The organism is Microcoleus sp. Aus8_D2, from assembly GCF_036702665.1.
Taxonomy (GTDB): domain Bacteria; phylum Cyanobacteriota; class Cyanobacteriia; order Cyanobacteriales; family Microcoleaceae; genus Microcoleus.
This window is the reverse complement of the sequence record NZ_JAUBUN010000004.1, coordinates 167,072-187,149: the sequence shown is the minus strand read 5'-3', so window position 1 is coordinate 187,149 and position 20,078 is coordinate 167,072. Positions and strand designations below refer to the sequence as shown.

Here is a 20,078-nt window from a genome sequence, read left to right as displayed (position 1 = left end):
GTTGTCAGTTGTCATTGGTTAGTTGTTTGTAGGGGCGGGTTCACCAACAAAATAGAACTCCCAAGCTAAATATATATAAACCCGCCCTCCCAACCCAAATATATATAAACTCTCCCTCCACTGAATTAGTCATCATTCATCAGGCAATAATTACCACTCATTATTTAAAGGACAAAACTATGCAAGATAAACTAACAGTTCCAGAAACAGTAATCGTCGCAGAAAACGTCCACAAATGGTACGGACAATTTCACGTACTGCGCGGCGTCAGCATGAACGTCAACCGAGGCGAAGTCGTCGTCGTCATGGGGCCCTCAGGTTCCGGAAAATCCACGTTTATTCGCACTTTCAACGCTCTAGAGGCATATCAACAGGGCAAAATTACGATCGACGGAATCGAACTTTCCCACGACTTGCGCAACATCGAAAAAATTCGCCAGGAAGTAGGAATGGTGTTTCAGCAATTCAACCTATTTCCCCACCTATCAGTCTTGCAAAACGTCATGCTAGCCCCTGTATGGGTGCGCCGCTGGCCGAAGAAAAAAGCCGAAGAAGTGGCGATGCAACTGTTAGAAAGAGTCGGGATTTTGTCCCAAGCCCAAAAATATCCCGGACAATTATCTGGCGGACAGCAGCAGCGGGTTGCTATTGCACGTTCCCTAGCAATGCAGCCGAAAATCATGCTATTTGACGAACCGACATCAGCATTAGACCCGGAAATGGTGCGGGAAGTTTTAGATGTCATGCGGAATTTGGCGAAAACAGGAATTACAATGGTAGTAGTAACTCACGAAGTCGGGTTTGCGCGCGAAGTAGCCGATCGCATTGTATTGATGGACGGTGGCGTTTTAGTAGAAGAAGCCGGGCCAGAAGAGTTTTTCCAAAATCCGAAAGAAGAACGAACCCGCAAGTTTTTATCTCAGATATTGTAACAGTTGACAGTTGACATTTGACAGTTGACAGTTAAACGAAGTTCGCCTTCACAGACAGCAAAATAAATAGGGTTATTCAACCGAATTTTATCGGATGACCGAAAGAGGTTCGTAGTGAGGACTTTAGTCCGCATAATGCCAGAGTAAAGAACTCATCACTAAAAAAATAAACAGGTTCGTAGTGAGGACTTTAGTCCGCATAATACCAGAGAAAAAAACTCATCAATAAAAAAATAAACAGGTTCGTAGTGAGGACTTTAGTCCGCATAATATCACAGGCCTAAAGTCCTCGCTACGAACCCTTCTCGGGTTGTAATTTCTGATTCATTACCTTGACTAGGATAACAGCGTTACAATAGTAGATATAAGTCATAAAATATCAAATTTATATGCCGTCCACAAAAACGCTGCCGCTGATTAAAGATGCAGAACGCCTAGAAAGCCGGCTCAAAGAAATTCCGGCAGTTCCTGGCGTATACTTAATGCGAGACGAGAGCGATCGCATCCTGTACATCGGCAAATCCAAAAAACTCCGAAACCGCGTCCGTTCCTACTTCCGCGAAAGCCAAAACCTCAGTCCTCGCATCGCGATGATGGTACAGCAAGTGCGCGAAATAGAATTCATCGCCACCGACACAGAAGCGGAAGCTTTAGCCTTAGAAGCCAACCTCGTAAAACAGCACCAACCTTATTTTAATGTCCTCCTCAAAGACGATAAAAAATATCCTTATTTGTGCATAACTTGGTCGGAACAATACCCGCGCATTTTCATCACCCGCAAACGTCGGCCAGGTAATGCAAAAGACCGCTACTACGGCCCCTACGTCGATACAGGCGCGCTTCGCAGTACGCTGCATTTAATTAAGCGGATTTTTCCCTTGCGACAGCGCCCCCAGCCGCTGTTTAAAGACCGTCCCTGTCTGAACTACGACATCGGCCGCTGCGTCGGCGTTTGTCAGGGGCTAACTTCGCCGGAGGAGTACCGAAAAATCATTCAAAAAGTGGCGATGATTTTCCAGGGAAGGACTCAGGAATTGCTGGATATTCTGGAACCGCAAATGGAACAAGCAGCCGAAGATTTGAACTTTGAAACTGCGGCCAGGATTCGCGACCAAATTAAAGGTTTGCAATCTTTGAGTGCTGGTCAAAAAGTGTCTTTACCTAATGATACTGTTTCCAGAGATGCGATCGCGCTGGCAGCAGACACGCAGCACGCCTGCATTCAATTGTTCCAGATTCGTGCAGGTCAATTAGTCGGCAGACTGGGCTTTATGGCGGAGATTCCCAGGGCACGCACAGGGGCACCGCCCCTACATTCCGGGGAAGAAATACCCAGGGCACGCACGCACCATCCACCGCCCCTACATTCCGGGGAAGAAGAATTATCTCAAGCTTCTCTTACCTCCCCCCCTTACCAAGGGGGGGAACGAGGGGGGGTAGAAGAAGAATTATCTCAAGCTTCTCTTACCTCCCCCCCTTACCAAGGGGGGGAACGAGGGGGGGTAGAAGCCGGGGCGATTTTGCAGCGAGTTTTGGAAGAACACTATCAAAATGTCGAAGCCGTAGAAATTCCCAGCGAAATTTCTGTGCAGTACGACTTACCAGAAGGCGAAATATTAGCAGATTGGTTGAGCAACCGCAAGGGGCGAAAAGTGACTATTTTGACTCCGCAGCGCCAAACTAAGGCGGAGTTAATTGAGATGGTGGAACGGAATGCTGAGTACGAATTGGCGAGAATGCAACGATTGAGCGATCGCAATTCTCAAGCAATGGAAGATTTAGCCGAAATTCTCGATTTACCAGAAATGCCGCACCGCATAGAAGGTTACGATATTTCTCACATTCAAGGTTCGGATGCGGTAGCTTCCCGTGTCGTATTTATCGATGGTTTACCAGCAAATCAACACTACCGCCACTACAAAATTAAAAATCCTGAAATTAAATCTGGTCATTCTGACGACTTTGCTAGTTTAGCAGAAGTTATCGGCAGGAGATTCCGAAATAAGAAGGAAAAAGAAAGTTCAGCAACGGATTTGGGAACGGATTTAACGGATAAAAGCAATGAAAATGAATTTAGTAATTCACCAGAAGCGGAAGAAGTCAGCAGTTTGTCCTCAGTTTCTCCTACGATTGCTGACAAACCAGATTTGATTATGATAGACGGCGGCAAAGGTCAACTATCAGCAGTTGTGGAAGTTTTGCGGGAGATGAATTTGCTAGATGAGTTGCGGGTTGTGAGTTTGGCGAAGCAGCGAGAGGAGATATTTTTGCCGGGGGAATCTTTGCCTCTGTCAACTAATTCTGAGCAACCGGGCGTACAATTATTGCGGCGGGTTCGGGATGAGGCGCACAGGTTTGCTGTGAGTTTTCACCGGGATCAAAGAAGTCAGAGAATGAAGCGATCGCGCTTGGATGAGATTCCGGGGTTGGGACACCACCGACAAAAACTCTTGTTAGCGCATTTTCGGTCGATCGACTATCTGCGTTTAGCGACTCCCGAACAGTTGGCTGAAGTTTCTGGGATTGGCCCGCGTCTGGCGCAGCAAATCTACGATTATTTCCATCCGTAAAGCCTTTAGTAGCGTGGGAGAGGGGATTTGGGAGGCGATCGGGCTGCAAGTCCCTCTTCAACCACTTTCAGGGAGAACTTGAGAAATTTTGCACAGGCCTATTGCATTTCTCAGAAGCTTGTGGTATGTTTAGGTTCTGTGTGTGTGCGGGCATAGTTTAGTGGTAAAACTTTAGCCTTCCAAGCTAATTATGCGGGTTCGATTCCCGCTGCCCGCTTACGACAATTAAGACCTCAAATCAACGAGAAATCAATGGTTTGAGGTTTTTTGTTGGCGAAATTACCGGGATTTCGGGGTTGGATCGACTAAAAATTGACTACGGATTGACCACGAAACAACCAAATTTAGTTCCAAATGACTACGAAATGACTACGGTTTTTTTTGGGTCTAGGCAGACCCCACCCCCTAATACACCCTATTCCAGACCGACAAGCCACAACATTCTGACAAATATCGGGAACTGTCTCACTCCTTTGACAACTGTGAGAGCAAATCCAAAACCGTTTCCATATCCACCAGTTCCGCCCTCGATTTTTTGCGCTTAGACTTCAACTGGTTAAGCAAGTCGGCCGCTTCTACTTTTGATAAATCGGTTCCGACCGACGCCGATGCTTCAGATGGAGTTTGCGATCGGCCGGCAAACTCGGATTCGAGTTTCTCGATTTGCTCGTCCGCCGAGGCGATGATTTCATCTTTCGCTGCCAGCCGAGAATTTAGGTCAGAGATTTCTTGATTCCTTGACTTGATAAGCGTGTCGCTTCTTTCTAGGCTCTGGCGCAAGCTTTCGACTTCACTAGCCGTTTCCATAAGTGGTGGGACGCTAGCTGCTACCGTTTCCATAAGTGGTGGGACGCTAGCTGCTACCGTTTCCATAAGTGGTTGCTGTCCCGCCATTGCTTCTATCCAATCATTTCGACTTAGACCCGCTTTTGCTGCGGTACGTGCCAGCCATTGCCAAGCAGCATCGGTCAAATTGACACTTCGCACTTTTCTCGGCGCTTCAGATTTAGCGGCGAACTTACCCGTCTGAGCTCTGTTTTTAATAGTCATTGCCGTTTCCATAAATGGCTGATATTTATATTTAGCCATTTATGGAAATGGTTGTCAAGGGTTTGGCTATCCATTTATGGAAACGGTATCAGCACTTACACAGGTATCAACTCTTCAGGTCTAAACCAAGTTGTGAAGCTACCGTCAGGCATCTTGCAAGCAATTTGGATGCCGTAGCCAGTCTTGACCTCATCAACAACCAAGTCAATACCTCCATAGCATTCGATCGACGCCTGGTTGTCGCCGACGTAGCGAACGCGCGCGCCGATAGTCTTGACAGCCGCAGCCATCTTAAGTTTGCCGATGCGCTGATTCTCCTCCTTGGGCAACGCAACCTTTACCTGTTCCCGCAGTTCCGCATCGTCTCCGATTGCTTGCTGTACTTGTCCCCAAGTTTTTGCTGCTTTCACCTTGGCGATAACAGCCTCAACATTTGGCGATTTTTCTGTAGTACAGCTCATCATTGAGGGCTGAGAGTTTTCAGGAGAGGGTGTAAAAACCTCCCCATCCTCCCCACTAGACCTTAATTCCCTACCCGGTAAGGATTTAAAGGTGGGGAGGTTTGTATCCCCACTACCTCCCCATTCCTCCCCACTAGGTTGAATAAATGGGGGGGGGACGTTATTTAGTGGGGATGGTGGGGATACAGTGGGGAGGGAGGTATCCCCACTTGTAATGCTTACTGTGTCTCGATTACAGCCTACTGGGGAGGATGGGGAGGTTTTTGTAAGAGAAAACAGAATACTTTGACTCTTACTTGTAACCTCCCCATAATTCATGGCTGCCAATTCCGCAAACCATTCCTGTATTTTTTGGGTGCTTGGGCGATATTTGGCATCGAAGGACTTGCTAACATCGCGTGCCGTTACCGTGCCACCCTTGCGTTCTGCCAGCGAGATAATTTTTGCGAGATTGCTCTCAAGTGCATCGGGACTGGAAACCTCAATATTTATGCTCAAAGCTTGCACAGTTGTGTACTCAACCCACTTGATAGCAGCCGCAACTTGGCTGGCAGGAATCTTGGAGGAAACCTCAATCCCCATGTGTGCAGCGTGGATGCAGTGCAGGATGGTTGCGACGCGGCCAACTTTCTCAGCAGCTTTGCCCAACATTGCTCGCATCCCTTGCTTGAGATGATTGAGCCGGAGTCTCTGGCAGTGGTTGTAATAGTCCGCAAACAACTCTCGAGCTTCCTCATCTAGCTCGAATTGCATCATCGGGATAGCGTCCACATTTTCATAGAGCGCTTGCAGCATCGGGTTGATGTCAATCTTTGACACACCTAAAGTTATCTGGGTTAACGCTGGTGGCTGCTGCACAAAGTCAAATCGGGCAAAGGTTCCGTTGTCATCGCTGCCATCTCCCAGAAAGGGTTCTAAGACTTTGGGCTGGATATTTCCATAAATAGAAAGGGATACCGCACCCACATTGACAGTAGTGCCGGCTGCACGTGCCACCACAGCACCATTACCGCTCCAGCACTCCAGCAAGTCCTCTTTGTCACTTCCCTTGCCACTGCGGTACTGGTTGGCTGATTTGAAAAATCCTGCAAGCTCATCGCACAGCCAGAGTATTCCTTGACTGGGATTCCGACCTACCATCCCCGCTATTCCCTCCCATGTGGCTTTAGTGATGTAGGGAATTGTCTCTACAGGGGCATCAGGCGCGGGGCCCTTGTCCTCATCTTTACTGTTTTTCCACTGTTCAAGTTTCTCTGTGTAGGCTTTCTTCTGGGCCTCAAACTTCTCCTGATTCTTTTTCCGCATGGCTGCCAGCGGGTCTGTAATCATGGCATTCATAATCGGAGTTTTCATTTGGCTTGATTCAGCAATCAGAGCTCCGAAGTAGCCAAAAGTCCGACACCGATACCTGTTCCACTCCTCCACAAGCATTGTGCTGCTGCCATTCTTTAAGAATCTTGAGATGCCAGAAATTAGTGCTAGCGCGTAACACTCTGGTTTGAGGTTCATGCGTCGCGCTACTTCTTCGATCGGGTCTGCCAGAGATGCCGGGAATATCTCTGAGAGTTTGACGCTGGCAGACTTGGAGGCAAGTAGTTGCTCAATTCCGATTCTCGTGTCTGCAAGGTCGGACTCTTGATCGAGCTCTTGCTCCAGCTCCTGATAGAGCGAGCGGATTTCTTGGGTTGGTCTCCCGTATTTTTGTGACAGAGTTCCGATCGCAATTGTCAAGTCGGAGCGTTTGAGATTTTCCCCTAGCAGTTGGCAGACTTCAGTTTTCAGTTCTGAAAGTTCGCGGGCTTCAAACTTGGGATGGCTTAAAACTTTTGCTGCTGCCTGCGAAGATTTTTCCCATTTGGCTAGATTTGGCGCGCTAGTTACAACCTCTTTGTAAGCATCACCACCGTTGGCTTTGATGAAATCATCCATCCCCTTAAATTGGGCATCCCAAGCCGTCACGTATACCTCGCATCCGCGTCCTTCTAGCAAGCGGCCAAACTTCAAAATGGCAGCGCGACAGGATGGATTAGTGGCATAGTCCGAGTCAAAGTCTATGTAGTGAATAGTGTCAGGCTGTGCCCACTCCTTCACAAAGGGTGCTAGTTCCCCGTCTTTGCCCCAATTCCACACACCCGTTAGGGCAATGGTTGCAAGCTCAATACTTAACCCAGCCCCGGCTTTCTTGGTTCCCTCTGTCCAGTGACGGCGAATAGACTTGTCAGCGTAAACTTTTGACCAATAGTCCTTATCTGGCATCGCAAGGAAGATTGCGTCGGGCTCCATGCCACTGGCTGTGAGGTATTTGCGTGGCTTGGAACCTTCTGGCTGATGGGGCTTGTCTGGCTTGCCTTGTCCGTACCAGTTGCCGGCCCGTTCACCAGTTTTCCACTGGACACCTCGACACCACCAGCCCCCTGTTTTAATGGGTTCCCCTGGACGGATGCGCTCGTTAAGTTCTTTGACGGTTAGCGATTCGATGTTGAGAGAGGCGATCGCTTCTGATACTGCTGAGCCTTCAACCCACTCAGTCAGGTGCTTGCGGATGCAGGAATTAAATTTTGGAAATGCGGAATTTTCCCCAGTGGGGTATGATGTATTCACGAGATTACGGCTCACCGCCTGGTGAGTGTGAGTCAAAAAGCCGTTGCGAATCAGGTTCCAATTGAAGGCAGCGGTTTTTTGGTGTCTACAGGTTTTTGAAATAGGCAAATAGGTGGAACCGCCCGCTAGAAAACAAGCAAGCGGACAAGTGAGTCACTGCGAGCACAGCCACCAAGTTCAGTCTTATTGGGGATAGGGATAAACAGTTGCGACGGATCGAGCGCCGAAAAAAATCCATACCTAGGCTTAACGAGTACCCCTGGCTTAGTTAATACTTTTCCTGAGAAACAAAGCTTTTGGGCTGGCTCAACTAGGAGTCTCTCTAATTTCGCTAACTCCGCTTGAATTTGCTCTTCTATGAGTTCAAGGATTGCCCGAATTCTTGCTAGAGTTTGCTTTTTTAAGTTTCTAGCGGTCTCAAGTCCACCAGGGCACTTGTCTCGGAACAGGTAATCATACAACCGTCTTAAGGTAGCGCTGGATTCAATTAGCGCCCGTGCAGGGGCTATCAGTTTCTGAATGCGTCCGCCTATGACAAATTTCCCCACCGTGTTGGTGGAGGGGGTATTTGGCCGCTCGATCCTTACGACTGATTTAGTGTCCATTTTTAAATGTTACCAAAGGCTTGATGTGGGAATAGACGTTTAGAGCGGTGGCGGTACATCTTCAACAAATAACCGTCGCTTGAACTGCATTCCGCGCAGCAGCTCCTTTGCCAATAACCGCTTGATTTGAAAGCGAGAGACAAAGTATTTCCTCTCGTAGACTTTGGCGGGAATACAAGCGGGCGGGTCTACGGGTGCGCCTGCGCTGCAATACACCACTCCGATTTTTGGTTTTCCTGTGGGCATGATTTCCTCAATAAATGGTATTTTTGGAGGGCTGATTTTCCCAGCCAGTCTCTACCACCTCGACCTATAACATCGACGAGTGAGTTTTAGGAGAGAAACCCTCTCTAGGTAAGGGTTTTTATAACCGGACTCTACGTGATTGATATTAATACCGACCAGTGAGTTTTTCCAGGGAGCGAGACCGAATTTTGTCCGAAATTTTGGACGAATTTTGCCTTGAAAATCACCTCTATTTCTCTAACCAGTCTCTACCACGTCGGTTCTAAGATCCGACGAGTGAGTTTTTAGAGAGAAAACGAGACAGAGAGCGGGTTTCAGGGGGAGGCTATTTTCAAGGCAAAATAGAGCGTTTTTACTCTCCAATTAAGCGTTTATACTCAGCCTCGGCAGCCTTGTATTTCGGCGAACCCCCCTTGCTGACTCCCCAAATCTCAAGGATGATTTTGGCTTTGCCCCAGCCTTTTGCCTTTAATTGCAGCACTCGTTCAGCGCGTTCTGATTCACCGTTCTCCGAGCCGTTCTGTTCGGGTTCAACTAGCTGTTTTGAACGTTCCGTTTCCGAATCCAACCCATCGGCATCAGGCAGTGCTAGAGCGCGTTCTAGGGCTTCAACAGGATTTAAGATTGCTTCGGCTTCCTGTTGACGCTGCTGCTGACTTACATAGGTGGCAACAGAGATTTCATCAACAACATCAGCCTTAATCGCCCTGGTTTTAATTTCCTCAATCTCGTTTTCCTCTGCCAGATGTCGGGCGATATTACCCGCCCCGATCGCGCAGGCGGCAGCACCGCAAAGCGACAAGCCCTGAATCGCCTTGTGCCAGCCTATCTTTTTGTCAAGTGCGCTCAAAGGAGTCAGCCATAGCGCCACTGCTGACGCACTCAAAACGAACATTTTTAGGTACATAGGAACACCCCCAAACCTATCAGCAATACAGCCAAGCTGCTGACTAAAAGCGCTTGCAACTGGGGTACTGAAATCTTCAGTGTTTGGCTTAGGGAGTAATCCAGCAGCCAGCACATTCCCCAAGCGACGGCAATTGCTGCCAGTAAAAAAGCGATCGCCCTAAACGACATCGGGTGCAAGCTCGCTATCCATCCCAGAAGGGAGGAAGCGATGCACCCGGCAACAAAATAGTTGACCAGATACATCGCTTTCATCAGCCGTTACCCCCTGTCAGCTTGGCTTTTATGGCGTCAATGCGGGTGCGGGCATCGCTGTCGGATTTGTCAATGCCCAGTCCCAAGCGGGCATAACCGGGTCGGAGTCCGTGCAGTTTTTTTGCTAGTCCGGCATCAGCGCGTTTCTTGCCCAGTTCATTTTCGGCGACTGTTCCTTCGTACTGGCGGTGTGCTTTGTGGACTGTTTTGTCAGCTTCTTCAATCTTGCCTAAAGCTTTGTAGGCTCGCTTGGACTGGCGCGCGCCGTCGGTTTTTTCCTTGGCAAGTTCTTTCAATCTGTCGGCTTCTTCGCGGTCAAAGTAGCGCGGCTCGGGCAGTACGGGGACTGTGCGGACTGAACCAAAGTTGCCGGGATTGTTGGGGGTAATAACTCCGGGGGCGGTTGCTTGTAATACCTTAGATTTGTCGATCGCGTGGCTGCCTTCATTGGTAGCGGCCAAGTTTCCAGCAGCAGTTTTTGTGCCACCAAACAGTCGCAGTTGTAAACTCATTATTTTTGTCCTACTTGAATGGTGATGCGGACTGGGGGAAATAAATTAAGCGGATTGATTTGTCTCCACAGGGACATCGCCAGCACAAATACTCCCGCCGATGCGAGTGCGAGTGCCATGAGTTGGGAGAAATCAACCCACTCTAAAAAGGTGGAATTTTGACGGGTAAAGTTACACACAGGAAATGAACAGTCGTTAGTCCATTCCAGGGTGTCTACAGTGTCTACGTCAGGCTGATTAAGGGTTTCAGGTGTGGTGTCCACAGCGTCTAGTGGTGTGTCTAGGGATTCACCGTCAATGAGGTACAGTTCTAGCAGCGCTTCCCATGTAGCAGTTTTAGAAAGTTTTCCGAACTGTTTTGCATCTTCGTTTGTGAATCCACGGTCAAAGGCGATCGCCCGTAATTTGTCAATCCGACGGTAGTTGACGGTGGGTTTAGTCATGCCAAGCCCCCCGCCAACTCAAACGTAAAGAGTTGCGATCGTCCCATAGGACAATCGTTTGAAAGTGTCATAATCTATTAGCTCCAAACCGTTGGTAGTAAACGTTTGGGGAAGTCGTGACTTGGTGAGCATTGTCAGTGCTTAGCAGTCGCGCATCAATCTTCCTTGATTACATACGATCGCAGGTCTACAGCCATTTGTCAACGGTGCGACTGTAAACTTTTATTTCACAAAGTTGCCAGTAGAATCAACATATTAACAGCATCACAACGGACGCAGATGCTCCAGTATTTTGCCGTCTAAATACTTAGAATTAATCTCTTTCTCCGACGTATCGCACCACCGCGCCACAACGGCACACGGCACACCCTTAGCAATCTGTTCGCTGATGAAAGTATCCCGACAAGAGTATGGGGTAGTCCTTTTATAGTCCTGTTCTTGGTGGCGTATGCCGTCAGTAATTGGGTCAACCAACTTGTCCCACACTTGCTTGCAGAAATTGTTGTAATTAATAGCGCCACCTTTGACTGGAGATGGAAACACCAGGCGACTGTTGTCCGACAAAGATTCAGGCTTGAGACTTATCAGCAAACTGGTTAGCTCTTGATTGCAGTAAAACTTCCTTTGCTTGTTGTTCTTGCTGCCCACAACCCTTGTCTCAACACCGCCCGGATGCTGGATGCTGCCGTTGAACACAATGTGAGAAAAGTCTGAAGCAACATCGCACCACCTCAGTCCGACAGCTTCAGAAGGACGGCACCCAGTTAGGAACCAGAAGTTAACCAAAGGGTAATAAAAACAAAGCTTTTGACCCGCGTATCCCCGACCGTTCCAAGTTCCGCTATGACTTTTGAAAGCCTCTAAGACTAGCTGTTTTTCCACCGCCGAAAAAGCGTTAGGTTCTGGGTTTGTTTCCCAGTTATGTTTAGGTAGCTCAGCAGCCATTCCCTCAAGTGGCGACAGAGCCAAACCTTTGATGACCTTAAATTTAACCCCCCATTTCACCGCAGCATTCAGATGAGTAAGAATCCGTTTAGACATACTGCTAGTGGTGTTGTCTAGCAGCCACTGGCGCACTTGCAAAGCGCTCTCTTCCGAAACTCCTTGATAGGGGCAGCGGTCAATATAGCTTTGAATCACAACCAAGTAGTTAAAAGTCGTTTCCTTGACTGTGGGCTTCTTGTACTGCAAATATTTGACAAACAACTGGGAGAAGGTTACTTCCGGTTGGGGCTTGATGGTTTCGATGACGGTCAAGTGAGCCTGGGGCTTGTACTTTTTGAGTGTGGGGTCGAACCGCTCGAACTTGATATCGGATTCAATCAACTGTGCTTTAGCCTCTCTCTGCCAACTTCCAGTTCTCAGCGGTGTCCGGCATCCCCAGAGATAAGTATTTTTGCTCCCCCCCATACAAATGTCTCGGCAGTTGCAGTCGCAGCCTTCCTTCGCGAGTCGCCACTACAACAGAACCGTGAGAAGCTTTGCCACCAGATTCAGGAGTTTTAGTCATGTACTTTTACCAAACTTGACCAACCAATTTTATCAAATTGACTACGCAATGACTACGGTAATACCGCAAGTAAATTCAATTGTTTCGGAAACTATTGCTGCATATGAGGTTTGTCTATTTTTGCTGGCTGCCTTCCAAGCTAATTATGCGGGTTCGATTCCCGCTGCCCGCTTACAACAATCAAGACCTCAAACCAACGAGAAATCAACGGTTTGAGGTTTTTTATTGGCGGAAATACAGGTGAATCAGGGGTTGAGGTGAGTATCAACTGAGTATCAAATGACTAGAAGTTGACGGTCAGATGCCGTTTTTTGAGTATCAAGTGAGTATCAAGTGAGTATCATGTTTTGGCGATACTCACCCCGCTCCAAACAGAAAGTCAGAATATCCTGAGAAACCCTAGGGAACTGTTTCACCACTCCACAACCGGGAGAGCAGATCTAGAACAGTCTCCATATCTGCTAAGTCCGCCCTCGACTTTTTGCGCTTACTCTTCAACTGGTTAGGCCGACAAATAAGATTTGGACGTTGGATATGCCAAATCGCCTACCTTGCTGGTTCCTATACCCAGACAGACTAAAGCTTCCACAAATTTAACTGCTGCACTCACCCCATCAATAACTGGAATGCCTAATTCCTGACTCAATTGCATCGGTAAATCGGCCATACCAGCACAGCCCAGGACGATCGCCCCACAATGGTCTTGTTCCAGCGCCAAACGGCATTCTTGCCAAATTGCAGCTTTGGCCTGAGGAGTTTCTAAACTCAATACCGGTAAGTCGATCGCCCGAACATTGCGACAAAACCGCGTCATCCCGTAATTATCAACTAGATGTTGAGCGATCGTCCTTGTCCGTCCCAGAGTTGTGACAACGGAAAACCCAGTTGAGATAAAACTCGCAGCGTGCATGGCGGCTTCGGCAATTCCCAACACCGGCCCTTTTGCCAACTCGCGTGCTGCCAATAGTCCCGGATCGCCAAAGCAAGCAATCACGTATCCATCCATGCCTTCTGCTTCTCCTTTACAAATTTCCTCCAGTACCCCGATCGCACTCAAGGCTTCGTCGTAATGTCCCTCGATCGCAGCAGGCCCTGACTGCGGATTGCAGGCAATAATCTCAGTTCCAGGACTGGCAACCGATCGGGCGACTGCACCGATTTTTTCTGTCATACTGGCTGTTGTGTTTGGGTTGATCGCCATGATTTTCATAGATTTGCAATAGCCTGGATCTTTTTGACAATTTTTGTGTACAAATTGCAGTGCAAGTTAATTAACACCTAATTGCTCATCACTTCATCAAATGGTGTTAGCAATCATTTTGAATTGTATCTAAATAGACTTTTTTGAGCAGAGAAGTCCTGTACAAAAACTGTATACAATTATCGCTGACAATCAAAGATATATGTGCCAGTTCCAGGAGTTCTTTGATTTTGATAATTTACTATTCACCTTAATAAAAAATCTGTCTAAAGTATGGTGACAAGCAAACATAAATTCTTAGTCATGCCATGGTGAGGCAGCCTTCAGCTAATGAGTAAGGATTCAGACATTTCACTGAATCTACAAGTTTTCATGAAATTCATCCTTTTCCCACAGGAGTAACCATGACAATTGACACCGGAATAAAAACCCTGGGAGTCAGCATAACAGACTCATCTTCTGTCACAGACATTCAGCAGGCATTGGCCGGGGCGGCTGCTGGGGTATCTCTGCGATCTGTCACCAAAAAATACGGTGCCGTGACAGCCGTGGAAAACATTACACTCGATATTCCCGCAGGCAAATACTGTTGTCTTTTAGGGCCCAGCGGTTGCGGTAAAACTACGGTTCTCCGGATGGTCGCCGGACACGAAGACATTACCAGCGGCGATATTCTGATCGCAGACAAGCGCGTCAATGATTTGCCAGCGGCTAAACGCAACACTTCCATGATGTTTCAGAGCTATGCTCTGTTTCCGCACAAAACGATTTGGGAAAATATCGAATTTGGTTTGAAAATGCGGAACGTGCCGCAAGCACAACGTCGCGCCCGTGTCGGAGAACTCCTGGAAATTATCGGTCTGAGCCACACTGCCGATCGCAAACCAACCCAACTCAGCGGCGGACAGCAACAGCGGATTGCCTTAGCGCGCGCCCTCGTCACCCGTCCCCAAGTGTTGATGCTAGACGAACCCCTCAGCGCCTTGGATGAAAACCTGCGGGTGCGGATGCGAACGGAACTCCGCAAAATTCAAAAACAGTTTGGTTTGACATTCATTCAAGTCACCCACCACGTAGAAGAAGCCTTTTCCCTTTCTGACATGGTGGTTGTCATGAGTCACGGTCGGCTGGATCAAGTTGCGACTCCCGATGAATTGTACGATCGTCCCGGCTCTCAATTTGTTGCCAAATTCATGGGCGACAACAACATCTTCAGCGGCAAAGTCAAAAATGTCATGAATGACGGCGAACTGGATGTGATTCAGCTAGAGAGCGAGAATTTGGGAATCTTTTACTGCCGAGGCTACGCCAGCCCCGTTGGGACAGAAGCAGCTTGTTCGGTTCGTCCTGACTTGCTTCATGTAGAGGGTTACAACCCAGATATTCCAGTCAAATCAACCTTGGCAGGCAACCAGATTGTTGCTCGAATTACTGCTGTAGAAATGACCGGATACGTGACACGAGTTTCGTTAATGGGTGAGGCAACTGGACAAGAACTGCTCTATAAAGCTCGCACCAATGACTGGAACAGTAATTCCCTGAGCGAAGGGCAGTTAGTTGTCCTGAGTTGGTCAAAAGATGATGGCGTTTTTCTGCCTCATTAGCAACGCATTCTGTAGATTTACCAGAAAGAATTGGTTTAAAGCAGGAACCCTTGTAGGGAGAAATTAAAATCAGACTTTCATTACTCCAATCCTCGGACTTCTTTTGTCAAGTGCTGTCAACCCTTCTCGCTTGCGATCGGGCTCTTCTTTCAACTGTCAACTGTCAACTGTCAACTGTCAACTGAATGAAGATCGCACCGGATGTTAATCCTCGGGGCGGGTTTGTTTCGCAGACGTTTTGTGAATTTATTGTATTTTGTGAGCAGTAATCGCCATGTCAAAGATCGGTCGCCGTCAACTAATCACAACCGGACTCGCCGCTGGAGCAATGGTTGCAGCCGCAAGTTGCAGTCCCAAAAAAGAAGCCTCGACCGGAGCTGCACCCGGGGTGATTACCAATTCCCTTAAAGATGTCACCCTGCGGTTTATTGGCACTGGAGCAGCTCAAAGTAAAGAGATTAAAGCGCAAGCCGAAAAGGATTTGGGCTTCAAGATTCAACTGCGGGCATTGAGTACGGAAGAAAACAATCAGATCGCGATTACTCAGCCCAAACAGTACGACATTTTTGATGGGGAATATTTCAGTTTGCCCCTGGTGTTTCCATCGGGAAATCTGCAACCGCTCTCCGTCAAGAAAATCAAAAATTGGGACAAAATCGTTCCCTACTTTACGACGGGTAAGTTCGCCGCAGGGGCAAAGGTGAACATTTCCCAGGGGACGGCTCCCTTTAAGGTGATGTATGTCAAAGACAAAGATTCCAAGGAGTTTTCGCCCACGCCTACGGATTGGGCGACTTTGATTCCGTTCCAATACAATGCTGATACCTTGGGCTACCGTCCCGATCTAACTGGCAAGAAAATTGAATCCTGGGCAGAATTGCTCGATCCCAAATATAAGGGAAAAACTGCGCTGCTCGATATTCCGTCGATCGGGATTATGGATGCTGCGATGGTGTTAGAAGCAGCCGGTAGGATGAAATTTGGTGACAAGGGCAACATGACCAAAGAAGAACTTGACAAAGTAACCGCAATGCTGATCGAACTCAAGAAGAGCGGACAGTTTCGGGCATTTTGGAAAAATTTTGACGAGTCGGTCAACTTGATGTCATCGGGGGAAGTGGTGCTGCAATCGATGTGGTCGCCTGCGGTGACTGCGGTGAAATCGCGAGGGATTAAGTGCGTTTATGCTCCCCTCAAGGAAGGCTATCGCGGTTGGGGCGGTGGTATTGGGATTTCGAGAAATTTACAAGGTATTGCTCTCGATGCGGCCTACGAGTATCTCAACTGGATGCTGGATGGATGGATGGGCGGATTCTTAGGTCGCCAAGGCTATTACAGCGCGGCACCAGAAACCGCCCGCAAGTTTATGAAGCCGGAGGAGTGGGATTTTTGGTATGAAGGCAAACCAGCGGCGATCGATATCGTAGATCCCTTTGGCAAAAAGATTGAATCGAAGGGCGCACTCCGAGATGGCGGTTCTTTTCAGGAGCGCTTTGCCAACATTGCTTGCTGGAACTCGGTGATGCAGGAGCAGACATACTTGGTTCAGAAGTGGAACGAGTTTGTGGCAGCTTAAACGGTTGAATCGCGGCAACTGCGCTCTGATTCGGTACGAGTTGGCGGCTGGTTTGAATGCGTTTATCGATCGCCTCAACTTACTAATCGCTCAATACGCTTGGGATAAAGCCGATCCCCCCTAACCCCCTTAAAAAAGGGCGGGACAAGAGAGTTCTTAAAGTCTCCCGAATATCAGGGGGATGCGAGGGGGATCTCCGGGAAACAAACAATATTAACGCCAGCGTATTGACTTATCCCCGCCTTTTAGTCCAATTGTCTAGCGAACTTAAACACCATGACAACCACTAAGAACCAGTCGGCTCCTTCACAACCAGTTCGCCCCAGTCGAGCTAAACCTTTCAATTGGAAAGCACTCCAGCCCTACCTGCTGGTATCACCGCAAACCATTGTTCTGCTCTTATTTTTAGTATTGCCGATCGCGGCAATTATTGTCGTCAGCTTTTGGAATTTCAACGGCTACGCAATGGTACCCGGTTTTACACTAGCGAATTACATCACAGTATTCACCTCAAAAGTCACCCTCGCCACTTATCTCAATACCTTTAAGTTTGCAGCCGTTGTGTGGTTGATTTGTTTGCTGATTAGTTATCCAGTTGCCTATTTTCTGTCGTTTCACGTTAAAAGTTCCAAGTGGCAAACAATTCTGTTTCTAATTTGTACTGTGCCATTTCTGACATCGAATATTATTCGGATGATTTCCTGGATTCCCTTCTTGGGACGGGAAGGGTTGCTGAACCAAGCTTTGATGGGATTGCACCTCACAGAGCAACCAATTGAAATGTTTCTCTTCTCCGACTTTTCGGTGATTTTGGCGATGGTGCATCTCTATACTCTGTTTATGGTGGCACCGATTTTCAACAGCATGATGCGGATCGATCGCGCTCTGGTGTCTGCGGCTGAAGATGCCGGTGCTTCACCGTTTCAAATTCAAAAAGAAATCATTGTGCCCCTGTCTGCTTCGGGAATTGCGATCGGCACCATTTTTATTGTCACGCTGGTGATGGGAGAGTTTGCTACCGTGCGGCTGATGGGAGGCGGACAGGTAGCTTCAATGGGAAACTTGATTAAAAACCAGATTGGCAGTTTGCAATATCCCCTAGCTGCTGCAAATGCAGTGATTCTGCTGATTGTGACCCTAATTATGGTGTTTGCCATTTTGCGTGTCGTCGATATTCGCAAGGAACTGTAGAGGAATTATGGAAAACAAAAAGCGCCCGCTATCCTATTATCTGCTGGCCGGATTCTTTGGATTGTTTGTGTTGTTTCTGTACGGGCCAATGTCGGCAATTTTTCTGCTATCATTACAAGGCCCAGAAGGCAGCTTAACCTTTCCGATGAAAGGGTTTAGCTTGATGTGGATGCGATCGGTGTTTGAAGAACAACGGGTAGGCAACTTTACCGATGCCTTCTGGCGATCGCTCTGGTTAGGATTGATTGTCATGGTATTGACAGTCATCTCCAGCATGATGGCAGGGATGGCATTTCGCAACCGCTTCAAAGGATCGAATCTAATTTTTTACCTCACCATTTCTAGCTTAATCGTCCCCAGCATTTTGATTTCCCTAGGTATCGCAGTAGTATTTAACTTACTAGGCTGGGGAAACGCCTGGTACACTTCGGCATTAGGAGCACATCTCACCTGGACTATACCGTTTGCGTTCTTAATCATGCTGGGGATTTTTGGGCGGTTTAATCCAGCATATGAGGAAGCCTCCCGCGATTTAGGTGCCAATGATGTCACGACATTCTGGCAGATTGTGTTTCCCTTAATTGCTTCGAGTGTAGTTGGGGTGGCGTTGCTGAGTTTTACCTTGTCCTACGATGAATTTACGCGCACTTCTCTAGCATCGGGCGACACCAACACCCTCCCTCTAGAAATCTTTGGCATGACTACCAACGTCACATCCCCAGCGCTTTATGCTTTGGGTACGCTGACAACCATTTTCTCGTTTGCTTTGATTGCTTTGACGGTATTTGCAATTACTTACCTGTCAAAGAGTCAGAACAAGCCAAAGCGCGGTTAACATAGAGTGTCCTCAGTTGGCAAGATTGGCGATCGCCCTCAGCTTGAGCTATGACTGATTCGGAGTCGCATCAGTCACAAGGAGAACCCGTGAAATATTTTTCAGTAGTAATGTATTTGCTGCGGGAACGGCAACAGTTTCTCGAAGAAATTCGCGAAGGCGTCAAGCTCAAATCTAAAATTTTTGGTTTGTTGATTGCCAGTACCATATTTTTTGGCATTTACGGAGCAATATTAGGTGCATCCAGTACGTGGATGCAATGTCTAGTTTCAGCAATCAAGTTGCCAGCACTTTACTTGCTGACGCTGATTATCTGCTTTCCCACACTGTACTTTTTTAATGTCATGTTTGGTTCAAGACGCACTTTTGAACAGTATTTGACCTTGTTGATGACATCGATGGCGATGATTAGCGTTTTGCTGTTTGGATTTGCACCTGTCAGCCTGTTTTTCTTAATCAGCAGTACCAATTACAATTTTTATCTGCTGTTGAATGTGGCTATCATGGCAATTACAGGATTTTTAGGGGTAAGCTTCATTTATCAAGGAATGCACTTTCTGTCCGAACAAGATTCCGAAGGCAAAGACATCAGACTAAATATTTTGCGTTTCTGGTTGGGACTTTATGCCTTTGTGGGCAGTCAGTTGGGATGGACGCTGAGACCGTTTTTTGGGGCGCCTGGAAGAGCTTTTCAACTGTTCCGAGGCAGAGACAGCAATTTTTATCTGAGTGTGTGGGATTCAATTAGGTCTCTGGGAGGATTTTAATTAATGCCAATTTAAGGAGATTTGCCATAGTGATGCAAGCGGATTTGGATGGGTTGAGAATTCCTGAGAAGGAATTGGAAGATTTGAGCGGAATAGCTTTGGGCGACGGTTTTTCAGGGAATTTTTATCGGCCTGCTACACTCCGGGACGGCAAAAAGCTGTTTGCTCTTTTGTTGCATGAGTTGCTGATATTTTGCGTGACGCTTGTTGTGTCGCTCCCTGTTGCTTTATTAGCCAACAAACATGAGGTTAGTTCAGTTAGCGATGCTGAAATATTTGTCCGAGTTTTACAATTAACTTTGGGTTTGTCGCTGGCGATTGCGGTTGCTTGGAATGTCTATCAATGGGTGAAAGCCAAGCCTTTAGAAACCCTGGCGGGTTTGTTGGACGAAGTTGAGAAGTATCATGAGGTGATTCAGGCTTTAGATATTATCGATCGCCTAACCGCGGCTGGCAATTTACAACCCAATTTAATTAACCGACAAGATGCAATTGAGGCATTACAAATCACTAGAGAAAGTTTGGTCTGTGCTTTAAAAACAGAGAGGATTCTCCGGGAAAACCAGAAATTTATCGGTCGCCGCTACGAGTTATTTGCTAATATTGAAAGTAATTTAGCAGCTTTGATGGCATTGGATGTGAGCGATCGCGCCAGCGAATACGGGCGCTTGCTAAATGAGGCTTTGGAAATTGGGATGAGCGTGCACAAAGAGGTAAGAAAGTTGCAAAATGGCAAATGATACAGGTTCGTAGTAAGGACTTTAGTCCTTCCATCTAAGTTTTAAATGACAGGTTCGTAGTCAGGTTTGTAGT

At 47.5% G+C, this 20,078-nt stretch carries 19 protein-coding genes and 1 tRNA gene; 10 read left to right on the top strand and 10 right to left on the bottom strand.

Features of this window, described 5'->3' with window-relative positions:
- Positions 1–179: 179 nt before the first annotated feature.
- The 3 genes from QUB64_RS04895 (at position 180) to QUB64_RS04885 (ending at position 3,719) form a co-directional block, all read left to right on the top strand.
- Complete coding sequence (locus QUB64_RS04895) at positions 180–932, top strand: amino acid ABC transporter ATP-binding protein (RefSeq protein WP_293261102.1); 753 nt, start codon at positions 180–182, stop codon at positions 930–932.
- Between the two features lie 389 nt (positions 933–1,321).
- Positions 1,322–3,502, top strand: a complete 2,181-nt coding sequence (gene uvrC, locus QUB64_RS04890; protein WP_333270410.1) for an excinuclease ABC subunit UvrC — start codon at positions 1,322–1,324, stop codon at positions 3,500–3,502.
- 146 nt (positions 3,503–3,648) lie between these two features.
- Positions 3,649–3,719 (top strand) — tRNA-Gly (locus QUB64_RS04885).
- Between the two features lie 248 nt (positions 3,720–3,967).
- Here QUB64_RS04885 and QUB64_RS04880 read toward each other — a convergent pair.
- From QUB64_RS04880 to QUB64_RS04835, 10 genes are all read right to left on the bottom strand, one after another.
- Positions 3,968–4,591, bottom strand: coding sequence for a hypothetical protein (locus QUB64_RS04880; protein ID WP_333270408.1), 624 nt, complete (start codon positions 4,589–4,591; stop codon positions 3,968–3,970).
- A 56-nt stretch (positions 4,592–4,647) separates the two neighbouring features.
- Positions 4,648–7,614 carry a DUF3987 domain-containing protein gene (locus QUB64_RS04875; protein ID WP_333270406.1) on the bottom strand — a complete coding sequence of 989 codons (2,967 nt, stop codon included), beginning with the start codon at positions 7,612–7,614 and terminating at the stop codon, positions 4,648–4,650.
- Positions 7,615–8,258: 644 nt separating this feature from the next.
- Positions 8,259–8,465 carry a hypothetical protein gene (locus QUB64_RS04870; protein WP_333270404.1) on the bottom strand — a complete coding sequence of 69 codons (207 nt, stop codon included), beginning with the start codon at positions 8,463–8,465 and terminating at the stop codon, positions 8,259–8,261.
- Between the two features lie 352 nt (positions 8,466–8,817).
- Positions 8,818–9,372: a hypothetical protein gene (locus tag QUB64_RS04865; RefSeq protein ID WP_333270401.1), complete on the bottom strand. Its 555-nt coding sequence runs from the start codon at positions 9,370–9,372 to the stop codon at positions 8,818–8,820.
- Complete coding sequence (locus tag QUB64_RS04860) at positions 9,363–9,626, bottom strand: hypothetical protein (RefSeq protein ID WP_333270400.1); 264 nt, start codon at positions 9,624–9,626, stop codon at positions 9,363–9,365. The genes QUB64_RS04865 and QUB64_RS04860 overlap by 10 nt, the downstream gene beginning before the upstream one ends.
- Positions 9,626–10,138: a hypothetical protein gene (locus tag QUB64_RS04855; protein WP_333270397.1), complete on the bottom strand. Its 513-nt coding sequence runs from the start codon at positions 10,136–10,138 to the stop codon at positions 9,626–9,628. Before QUB64_RS04855 ends, QUB64_RS04860 begins: the two co-directional genes overlap by 1 nt.
- A complete protein-coding gene (locus QUB64_RS04850; protein WP_333270394.1) occupies positions 10,138–10,581 on the bottom strand; it encodes a hypothetical protein in 444 nt (147 codons plus the stop codon). Before QUB64_RS04850 ends, QUB64_RS04855 begins: the two co-directional genes overlap by 1 nt.
- A 264-nt stretch (positions 10,582–10,845) precedes the next feature.
- Positions 10,846–11,907 carry a tyrosine-type recombinase/integrase gene (locus tag QUB64_RS04845; RefSeq protein WP_333270391.1) on the bottom strand — a complete coding sequence of 354 codons (1,062 nt, stop codon included), beginning with the start codon at positions 11,905–11,907 and terminating at the stop codon, positions 10,846–10,848.
- Between the two features lie 7 nt (positions 11,908–11,914).
- Positions 11,915–12,091 (bottom strand): hypothetical protein, encoded by a 177-nt coding sequence (locus tag QUB64_RS04840; protein ID WP_333270388.1) that lies wholly within the window; start codon positions 12,089–12,091, stop codon positions 11,915–11,917.
- Positions 12,092–12,593: 502 nt separating this feature from the next.
- A complete protein-coding gene (locus QUB64_RS04835; RefSeq protein ID WP_333270614.1) occupies positions 12,594–13,292 on the bottom strand; it encodes an aspartate/glutamate racemase family protein in 699 nt (232 codons plus the stop codon).
- A 404-nt stretch (positions 13,293–13,696) separates the two neighbouring features.
- On the opposite strand from QUB64_RS04835, the gene QUB64_RS04830 reads away from it, so the two are divergent.
- The 7 genes from QUB64_RS04830 (at position 13,697) to QUB64_RS04800 (ending at position 20,005) form a co-directional block, all read left to right on the top strand.
- Positions 13,697–14,896: an ABC transporter ATP-binding protein gene (locus tag QUB64_RS04830; protein WP_333270386.1), complete on the top strand. Its 1,200-nt coding sequence runs from the start codon at positions 13,697–13,699 to the stop codon at positions 14,894–14,896.
- Positions 14,897–15,170: 274 nt separating this feature from the next.
- A complete protein-coding gene (locus QUB64_RS04825; RefSeq protein ID WP_333270383.1) occupies positions 15,171–16,472 on the top strand; it encodes an ABC transporter substrate-binding protein in 1,302 nt (433 codons plus the stop codon).
- Positions 16,459–16,596, top strand: coding sequence for a hypothetical protein (locus QUB64_RS04820; RefSeq protein WP_333270380.1), 138 nt, complete (start codon positions 16,459–16,461; stop codon positions 16,594–16,596). Before QUB64_RS04825 ends, QUB64_RS04820 begins: the two co-directional genes overlap by 14 nt.
- A gap of 152 nt (positions 16,597–16,748) precedes the next feature.
- Positions 16,749–17,663 (top strand): ABC transporter permease, encoded by a 915-nt coding sequence (locus QUB64_RS04815; RefSeq protein WP_333270377.1) that lies wholly within the window; start codon positions 16,749–16,751, stop codon positions 17,661–17,663.
- Positions 17,664–17,670: 7 nt separating this feature from the next.
- Positions 17,671–18,498 (top strand): ABC transporter permease, encoded by an 828-nt coding sequence (locus tag QUB64_RS04810; RefSeq protein ID WP_333270374.1) that lies wholly within the window; start codon positions 17,671–17,673, stop codon positions 18,496–18,498.
- Positions 18,499–18,587: 89 nt separating this feature from the next.
- Positions 18,588–19,265, top strand: coding sequence for an actin-binding WH2 domain-containing protein (locus QUB64_RS04805; protein ID WP_333270371.1), 678 nt, complete (start codon positions 18,588–18,590; stop codon positions 19,263–19,265).
- Between the two features lie 32 nt (positions 19,266–19,297).
- The gene (locus QUB64_RS04800) at positions 19,298–20,005 is read left to right on the top strand and encodes a hypothetical protein (RefSeq protein ID WP_333270611.1); all 708 of its coding nucleotides are present in this window, start codon (positions 19,298–19,300) and stop codon (positions 20,003–20,005) included.
- The last annotated feature ends 73 nt before the right edge of the window (positions 20,006–20,078 follow it).

What these genes read in the sequence shown, in the direction of transcription:
- QUB64_RS04880 (WP_333270408.1), bottom strand. Translation starts at nt 4,591, where the DNA reads ATGGCTAAATATAAATATCAGCCATTTATGGAAACGGCAATGACTATT.
- QUB64_RS04825 (WP_333270383.1), top strand. Translation starts at nt 15,171, where the DNA reads ATGTCAAAGATCGGTCGCCGTCAACTAATCACAACCGGACTCGCCGCT.
- QUB64_RS04850 (WP_333270394.1), bottom strand. Translation starts at nt 10,581, where the DNA reads ATGACTAAACCCACCGTCAACTACCGTCGGATTGACAAATTACGGGCG.
- QUB64_RS04870 (WP_333270404.1), bottom strand. Translation starts at nt 8,465, where the DNA reads ATGCCCACAGGAAAACCAAAAATCGGAGTGGTGTATTGCAGCGCAGGC.
- QUB64_RS04810 (WP_333270374.1), top strand. Translation starts at nt 17,671, where the DNA reads ATGGAAAACAAAAAGCGCCCGCTATCCTATTATCTGCTGGCCGGATTC.
- QUB64_RS04865 (WP_333270401.1), bottom strand. Translation starts at nt 9,372, where the DNA reads ATGTACCTAAAAATGTTCGTTTTGAGTGCGTCAGCAGTGGCGCTATGG.
- QUB64_RS04860 (WP_333270400.1), bottom strand. Translation starts at nt 9,626, where the DNA reads ATGAAAGCGATGTATCTGGTCAACTATTTTGTTGCCGGGTGCATCGCT.
- QUB64_RS04815 (WP_333270377.1), top strand. Translation starts at nt 16,749, where the DNA reads ATGACAACCACTAAGAACCAGTCGGCTCCTTCACAACCAGTTCGCCCC.
- QUB64_RS04830 (WP_333270386.1), top strand. Translation starts at nt 13,697, where the DNA reads ATGACAATTGACACCGGAATAAAAACCCTGGGAGTCAGCATAACAGAC.
- QUB64_RS04895 (WP_293261102.1), top strand. Translation starts at nt 180, where the DNA reads ATGCAAGATAAACTAACAGTTCCAGAAACAGTAATCGTCGCAGAAAAC.
- uvrC (WP_333270410.1), top strand. Translation starts at nt 1,322, where the DNA reads ATGCCGTCCACAAAAACGCTGCCGCTGATTAAAGATGCAGAACGCCTA.
- QUB64_RS04840 (WP_333270388.1), bottom strand. Translation starts at nt 12,091, where the DNA reads ATGACTAAAACTCCTGAATCTGGTGGCAAAGCTTCTCACGGTTCTGTT.
- QUB64_RS04855 (WP_333270397.1), bottom strand. Translation starts at nt 10,138, where the DNA reads ATGAGTTTACAACTGCGACTGTTTGGTGGCACAAAAACTGCTGCTGGA.
- QUB64_RS04800 (WP_333270611.1), top strand. Translation starts at nt 19,298, where the DNA reads ATGCAAGCGGATTTGGATGGGTTGAGAATTCCTGAGAAGGAATTGGAA.
- QUB64_RS04835 (WP_333270614.1), bottom strand. Translation starts at nt 13,292, where the DNA reads ATGGCGATCAACCCAAACACAACAGCCAGTATGACAGAAAAAATCGGT.